The organism is Nocardia sp. CC201C (assembly GCF_030010695.1).
Classification (GTDB): domain Bacteria; phylum Actinomycetota; class Actinomycetes; order Mycobacteriales; family Mycobacteriaceae; genus Nocardia; species Nocardia otitidiscaviarum.
The window spans coordinates 1-4,012 of record NZ_JASCXP010000544.1; the positions used below are offsets into that span (position 1 = coordinate 1).

The 4,012-nt window shown below is 69.9% G+C and carries 5 protein-coding genes; 4 read left to right on the forward strand and 1 reads right to left on the reverse strand.

Features of this window, described 5'->3' with window-relative positions:
* The first annotated feature begins 166 nt into the window (after positions 1-166).
* Together QK444_RS33660 and QK444_RS33665 are read left to right on the forward strand one after the other, a co-directional pair.
* Complete coding sequence (locus QK444_RS33660; RefSeq protein ID WP_039811799.1) at positions 167-664, forward strand: low molecular weight protein-tyrosine-phosphatase; 498 nt, start codon at positions 167-169, stop codon at positions 662-664.
* Between the two features lie 14 nt (positions 665-678).
* Positions 679-1,578 carry an SURF1 family protein gene (locus QK444_RS33665; RefSeq protein ID WP_282786067.1) on the forward strand — a complete coding sequence of 300 codons (900 nt, stop codon included), beginning with the start codon at positions 679-681 and terminating at the stop codon, positions 1,576-1,578.
* A 76-nt stretch (positions 1,579-1,654) separates the two neighbouring features.
* Here the strand turns inward: QK444_RS33665 and QK444_RS33670 are convergent, their stop codons facing one another.
* On the reverse strand, positions 1,655-1,975 hold the full coding sequence (locus QK444_RS33670) for a hypothetical protein (RefSeq protein WP_282786064.1): 321 nt from the start codon (positions 1,973-1,975) through the stop codon (positions 1,655-1,657).
* 265 nt (positions 1,976-2,240) lie between these two features.
* On the opposite strand from QK444_RS33670, the gene QK444_RS33675 reads away from it, so the two are divergent.
* A complete protein-coding gene (locus QK444_RS33675; RefSeq protein WP_282786065.1) occupies positions 2,241-3,368 on the forward strand; it encodes a VCBS repeat-containing protein in 1,128 nt (375 codons plus the stop codon).
* 59 nt (positions 3,369-3,427) lie between these two features.
* Positions 3,428-4,012: cobalamin biosynthesis protein (locus QK444_RS33680; protein WP_282786066.1), on the forward strand; the 585-nt coding region annotated here is incomplete at its 3' end.

A 4,012-nucleotide genomic window follows, 5' to 3' on the forward strand; every position in this document is an offset into this window, starting at 1 on the left:
TGATTCACTACTCGCCGCGAATCCCGACTCACCGCCGCCGCCGAAGCACAACCCACCGCAGCCCCGGACGCACGGCTCGCCGCAGCCCCGGACGCACGGCTCGCCGCGGTGTCCTCCGGCACAGCTCAACACCCTACGTGGCAGCCTCGTAGGTGGACCCGACACAATGGCTGTTGTGGGCGAGCTGCATGTGACCTTCATCTGCACCGGCAATATCTGTCGGTCGCCGATGGCCGAGAAGATCTTCGCCGCGCATCTCGAGCGTGCCGGGCTGGCGGACCGGGTGCGGGTGAGCAGCGCGGGCACCGGCAGCTGGCACGTCGGCGACGACGCCGATCCGCGTACCACCGACGAACTGCGGCGACACGGATACCCGGTCGGCCATGTGGCGGCGGTGATCGGTGACGACCACCGCGACGCCGATCTGCTGATCGCACTCGACACCTCGCACGAGCGGGCGCTGGCGCGGCTGGGGGTGCCGTCGGAGGCGCGGCGGCTGCTGCGCAGCTTCGACCCGGAGGCCGACGGTCCCGATATCGCCGATCCGTACTACGGCGATCGGCGCGATTTCGAACTGGTGCGGCAGCAGATCGAGGCCGCCGTCCCCGGCCTGCTGGACTGGGTGCGCGACCAGCTCGGCGAGCCGCGGCGGGGCACGGCATGAGCGGCCGGTCGGCGCTGCGGCGCCTCGGCTTCCTGCTGCGACCCAGCTGGCTGATCCTGGCCGTGGTGGTGGCCGGTTTCGCCTACATGTGCTTCACCGTGCTCGCCCCCTGGCAGCTGGGCAAGAACTCCGCCACCGAGCATCGCAATCAGCGGATCGCCGATTCGGTGCGGGCCGCGCCGGTCGATGTCACCGCCCTGCTCGACGGCACCGACACCGACAGCGAATGGCAGCGCGTCACCGCGAACGGCGGCTACGTGCCCGACTCCACGCTGCTGGTGCGTTTGCGGCATCTCGACGGCGCACCCGCCTTCGCGGTGCTGGCCGCCTTCCGGCTCGACGACGGCCGCACGGTGCTGGTCGACCGCGGCATGGTGGCCGCCGTCGACGGCACGAGACCCCCCGCCATCGCGGATCCGCCCGCCGGGCCGCAGCGCCTGGAGGCGCGGGTGCGCAGCTCCGAGGGCGTTCCCGAGGACAAGCTGCCGATGACCGAGAACGGCCTGCGCCAGGTGTACTCCATCGACACCACGCAGGCGGCGCAGGTGCTCGACCTGCCGATCACCGCGATCCCCACCGACGGCCGCGGTGGCTACCTGCAGCTGTCGGAGGGTCAGCCGGGCGTCTTCACCCCGGTCCCGCTGCCGCAACTCGACGCCGGGCCGTATCTCTCCTACGGCCTGCAATGGTTGGCGTTCGGCATCATGGCCCCACTCGGCCTCGGCTATTTCGTGTACGCCGAACTACGCGCCCGCCGCCGCGAGAACGCGGCGACAGGCTCCGACGCCCCGGTCACAGCCGATTCGACAACCCCGCCGGACACGGTCGGAGGCCCCACCACCCCGCCTCCCCCGAACAAGGCGCAGACCACCGAGGCCCGGTTGGCCGACCGCTACGGCGGCACCCGCCGCTGAGCGCCGAGTATCACGCGAGCAACCGCACTCGGGCGACGATCCGGAGTACCGCCGCGACCACGGCGACACATTCGACTCAGTCGGTGCGGGTGACGCGCTGCGTGATTCGCATATCCGGCCACGGCGGCCGACGCAGCATCGCGGCGGTGGCGAGACCGGCCGCCACCAGCCCGATCAACTCGGCCAGCAGGGCGATCCGGGTGTGATCGAAGGCCGGTTCGAACCGCACCGTCCCCGCACGGATCACGTACATCCCGACCGGCCGGAGCGCCTTCCGGAAGTACCCTGTCCGGCTGACCGGGACGATCGTCGTCCCGTCCGGCGTCTGATACGGCGTCCCGAACACCTCTCCCTCATCCGCCGTCGGCAACTCGGCCAGTCGATCCCGCACGGTCATTTCGCCACCTCAATCGTGAGTCCCTGCGCCACATCGTGTTTCGAAACGACGCATAGACCAGGGTAGGCCGGGACACGTCGCATCCGTGGTGGGCCACGCGATCACCGGCGATTCCGCGCCCCCGAGCCGCTTTGGGCGCGTTGCACAGCCGATCCCGGATTCCAAGGCAATTCCACAAATTCGCGACAATGCGTCGTCGCCACTGTGATCCACGCCATAGATTCCGAGCCGCTCCACCTCGTCACGCTCTACCCCAGGAATACCTATGCGCCAGCGCCTCACTCTTCTCGCCGCCACCACCGCCTGCTGCCTGTTCGCCACCGGCACGGCGTCGGCCGGAACCATTTCCTTCGCCCCGGCGGTGAATTCCCCGACGGGCGGCAATTTCCCGTCCTGGGGTCCCGGCCCGGCCCCGATCGGCGTGGTCACCGCCGATTTCAACGGTGACGGCAAGGCCGATATCGTCAGCGCCGATTTCGGCGGTCCGGGTCCGGTGCTCATGACCGGCAAGGGGGACGGCACCTTCAACCCGGGGACGCGGGTCGGCACACCCGGCAATGGGTACGGCGCGGTCGCCGCCGGTGATCTCAATGGCGACGGCCGTCCCGATGTGGTGGCCCAGGCGTGGACCTTCGTCGCGACCTTCATCAACAACGGCGACGGCACCTTCGCCGACCCCAAGACCTATCCGACGCTGGAGGGGGCGCAGCAGGAGGTGATCGTCGCCGATGTGAACGGCGACGGCGAACAGGACGTGCTGAGCCTGGTGCCGGCGGGGGTGAAGACCTGGCTCGGCAAGGGCAACGGCGAACTCGACGGCAAGGGTTCGGTGACCATTCCGGGTGCCCCGACGGCCTTCACCGTCGGGAATTTCGATGGTGACGGGAAACCCGATATCGCCGTCAACAATACTGTGCTGCAACGGGTGCACGTGGCGACCAACCGCGGCGACGGCAGTTTCGACCTGCGCGGCGGCAGCACCTCCGGACTGGTCACCGAGGATATCCGTGCCGGTGATTTCACCGGTGACGGAATCGACGACGTGATCACCGCCGATTCGTTCTCGTTCAGCACTACGGTGCTCATCTCCGACGGCAAGGGTGACTTCTCGAAGACCAACCGGGTACCGCTGTCCGGGCTCGGCCCCACCAGTATCGCGGTGGGCGATTTCGACCGCGACGGCAATCTCGACGCCGTCATGTCCGCCGTACTGAATTCGAAGATCATGGTGTTCAGCGGGAACGGGGACGGCACCATCGGCCGCGCCGGTGACCACGACGTCACCTCGCAGCCGCAGACTCCGGCACTGGCCGACTACGACGGCGACGGCAAGCTGGATGTGGTGGTGGCGGGCAGCGCCAATGAGCTCTCCTTCCTGAAGAACCAGTCCTGACCACCCCGCCGCGCCCCCACCCGCCGGGGGCGCGGCGGCGCGTCGACTACCCTCGCCGAGTGCGTACCGGGACCTCGACCGCAGCGGGACTGCTGCTCGGATTCGCGCTGGACCGCCTGCTCGGCGACCCGCGCCGCTGCCATCCGGTCGCCGGATTCGGTTCGGCGGCAATGGCGTTGGAGACCAGGACCTATCGGGACAGCCGCGCGGCGGGTGTGCTGCACGAAGTGGTGCTGGTGGGTGCCGTGACCGCTGTCGGGGTGGCGGCACACCGGGCGGGATCGGGCCGGGTGCCGCTCACCGCCGCCGCCACCTGGACCGTGCTCGGCGGCCGCAGCCTGGCCCGCACCGGCCGCGCCATGGCCGACCGCCTGGAGGCCGACGACCTGGCGGGGGCGCGGGAGTTGCTGCCGTCCCTGTGCGGTCGCGACCCCACGGTCCTCGACGCCGACGGATTGGCCCGGGCCGCACTGGAATCCATCGCCGAGAACACCTCGGACGCGACGGTCGCCCCGCTGTTCTGGGGTGCGGTGGCCGGTATTCCGGGCCTGCTGGCCTACCGCGCGATCAACACCCTCGACGCCATGATCGGCTACCGGAACGAGCGCTACCGGAAGTTCGGCTGGGCCGCCGCCCGCACCGAC